Source organism: Dyadobacter sp. (genome assembly GCF_051859145.1).
GTDB lineage: Bacteria > Bacteroidota > Bacteroidia > Cytophagales > Spirosomataceae > Dyadobacter.
Genome location: NZ_JBHYGF010000448.1, coordinates 1 through 3,143, shown reverse-complemented (window position 1 = coordinate 3,143; position 3,143 = coordinate 1). Strand labels below are relative to the sequence as shown.

The following is a 3,143-nucleotide window of genomic DNA, read 5'->3' as shown; positions in this document are numbered from 1 at the left end:
ATATTGACATTTGCAATCCCACAATCGGAACCGGATTGTGACAGGAATAACTCTGACTCCCTGATTTTCAATGTAAAAATGGCCGAAGACAAACCTTGCGGCACATCATTTTGCATTGCGATCGCTTCTTCCAAAGTATTGTATTTGATCAGATACAAAATAGGCGCAAATGTCTCCTGCTGAACAATCGGCCAGCTATTTTCCACTTCTGCAATACAAGGTCTGACGTAACAGCCGGAGCTAAAATCCACGCCTTCCAAAATGCCGGGCTCCACAATAAACTTCCCACCGGCTTCTTTCAACTTTTGAACGGTTGCATTGTATTGATCAACTGCATGCAAGTCGATCAATGGGCCGACATGATTTTCCGGGTCAAGCGGATTTCCGATTTTCAGTTGCGCATAGGCACTTGTTAATCTTGTTTTTACCTCTTCATAAATACTCTCCTGCACAAGCACGCGCCTCGTAGAAGTACAACGCTGACCTGCTGTTCCGGCTGCGCCAAAGACAATGCCCGGGATGGCGAGGTTGAGGTCGGCATGCTGGGTTACAATAATTGCATTGTTGCCGCCAAGTTCCAGTATGCTTTTTCCTAATCTGCGCGCGACTGTCTCTGCCACGGCTTTTCCCATTCTTGTACTTCCGGTAGCCGATACCAATGCCACACGCGCATCAGAAGCGATCCACTCGCCTGCTTCCCTTCCTCCTACGATCACACACGATACGCCCTCCGGTACCTCATTATTTTTCAGAACCGACCTGATGATATTCTGACAAGCCAATGCAGTAAGCGGTGTTTTCTCGGATGGTTTCCAAATGCAAACATTCCCGCAAACCCAGGCCAGCATCGCATTCCAGGACCACACTGCCACAGGAAAGTTGAATGCAGAAATAATACCGACGATACCGAGTGGGTGCCACTGCTCAAACATCCGGTGCTGTGGCCGCTCGCTGTGCATACTCAGTCCGTAAAGCTGGCGCGATAGCCCGACCGCGAAATCGCATATATCAATCATTTCCTGAACTTCCCCGAGACCCTCCTGCAAGCTTTTACCCATTTCGTAGCTGACCAGCGTACCCAATTCCGTCTTGGCATTCCGAAGCGCGTCGCCCATTTGCCGCACGATCTCGCCGCGCTTTGGGGCAGGCAGCATTCGCCAGATCCTGAATGCCTCTTCTGCCTTTTTCACTACCCGATCATAATCGCTGCGCTCTGCCTGGTTTGCTCCGGCGATCTTTTTGCCATCAACCGGTGAAATGGATTCAATGACGTCACCATCGCCCGTCCAGCTTTTCTGACCAGTTGTAATGCCATTGTTTAGTGGCTGTATATCCAGCTTGTTTAATACAGTTCTGATATCAATCATTTTAGAGAAGCATTTTTAAAGGAAAAAGCGGCCGTTTTGTGTTGCAAGAAAATCGCTGAGGAGAATATCTTCCTGCCGGATAAAACCTTTCTGAGGAAGAACTGCATCTGCTACCATTTCCACCACAGCCGCAATGGAGGCCGCCGTAGTCCAGGAGATAGCCCGCCAATGTATTCCGTCGATCTCGATCGGGTGATATGCTCTGTAAAATTCCTCGCGTTCAAGCCGGCTGTCTTTCCAGCCTTCCACTACTGCATACACATACACCACATCCTGCTGCACGGGCGGCTTGGCTTCTGTCAGGATTTGCTCGACCAGCTCCCGTTTGTCTTTTAAACAAAGCTCATAAAGCATGAACTTCATCAAACTACAATGTCCCGGGTAGCGAATTGTTTTGTAATTGAGGGTATCCAGCTTTCCTTCGAGTGTTTCGCACATGGTGCCCAGGCCACCAGAAGTACTGAATGCCTCAAACTCCTGACCTTCAATATTGATCATTTCAATGCCTTCCAAGGAAGGTACCATTTTCCTGACGCCATTGTGAATAACTTCCGCATCATTAATGTATTCATTCACAACACCCGCGGGCGACCAGGTAAATGAGTAGCCCATTAAACCATTCGGGTACCTCGGCAATGCACCAACGCGCAGCTCTATATCACGTAACCTCGTGAATTTCTTTGCAAGGTCCATTCCAACAATTCCTATAAAGCCTGGTGCGAGGCCGCATTGCGGAGCAAAAACATTCGCGCTGTCTTTCGCCAACTCGCGGATTGCGGCTGTGGTACCTACATCTTCTGTCAGGTCGAAATAATGAATACCGTGCTCGTAAGCTTTGCGGGCAATGGGCAGGTTGAGATTGTAGGGCATACACGACACCACAGCATCCTGACCGCTCATCAATTGATCCAGTTTTTCAGGATCATTGATATCACCTGAGATTACAGGAAACGGAAGCACCATTGCCGGCGCAGCTTTATCTACTCCTGTTACATCAAAGCGCTTGCTCAACAGTGTTCCCACCAGCGAGCCGACTTTTCCCAAACCGATCACGAGAATTTTTTGCATGTATAGTTTTGACGGGTTTTTGTTAAATTATTTGAAGGTTTTTGAAAGATATGAAAAGAAACTGCAGTTTTTAAAACTTACATTTCATTTTTGCATGATGAAACTATTACGATGCAGATAGCAATTATTGGTGGAGGCGCTTCCGGATTTATGGCGGCAATTACCGCCGCTGAGACATTCCCGGAGGCCAGAATTGTCATTTTAGAAAAGAACAGGACCGTTTTGAACAAGGTCAGGATCTCGGGGGGCGGTCGCTGCAATGTGACTCACAACCCGTCCGATCCTCGTTTTTTTATCAAAAACTACCCTCGCGGCGAGAAGTTGCTGCGAAAGCTGCTGCCGAAATTTGACGCGAATGCAACTGTGACTTGGTTTGAAAAAAGGGGAGTTAAGTTAAAAACGGAAGCAGACGGAAGAATGTTTCCGGTGACTGACTCTTCGCACACCATCATTGAATGCCTGCTGCGGACTGCGCGGCAGCTGAATATTGAAATAAGAACAAGTACGGCAGTTGATTCATTTACATGCACTCCGGAAGGATTTGACCTGCATTTGGGTGAGCAGGAAATCCTTCAAACCAACAGGTTACTAATCGCAACCGGCGGCTATCCACGACTAAGCAGCTTTGACTGGATTGAATCGCACAAGCACCAGATCATTTCACCAGTACCTTCACTTTTTACATTTAATACACCTCAAAATTTCCTG

3 protein-coding genes are annotated in these 3,143 nt (G+C 47.8%); 1 reads left to right on the top strand and 2 read right to left on the bottom strand.

The window, feature by feature from the left end; genetic code table 11:
* Both ACTIE6_RS21620 and ACTIE6_RS21615 read right to left on the bottom strand, forming a co-directional pair.
* The coding region (locus ACTIE6_RS21620) for an aldehyde dehydrogenase family protein (RefSeq protein WP_439558610.1) at positions 1 to 1,367 on the bottom strand (1,367 nt) is incomplete at its 3' end.
* A 15-nt stretch (positions 1,368 to 1,382) separates the two neighbouring features.
* Positions 1,383 to 2,435, bottom strand: coding sequence for a saccharopine dehydrogenase family protein (locus ACTIE6_RS21615; protein ID WP_439558609.1), 1,053 nt, complete (start codon positions 2,433 to 2,435; stop codon positions 1,383 to 1,385).
* Positions 2,436 to 2,546: 111 nt separating this feature from the next.
* On the opposite strand from ACTIE6_RS21615, the gene ACTIE6_RS21610 reads away from it, so the two are divergent.
* A partial coding sequence (locus ACTIE6_RS21610; RefSeq protein ID WP_439558608.1) for an aminoacetone oxidase family FAD-binding enzyme occupies positions 2,547 to 3,143 on the top strand: 597 nt, incomplete at its 3' end.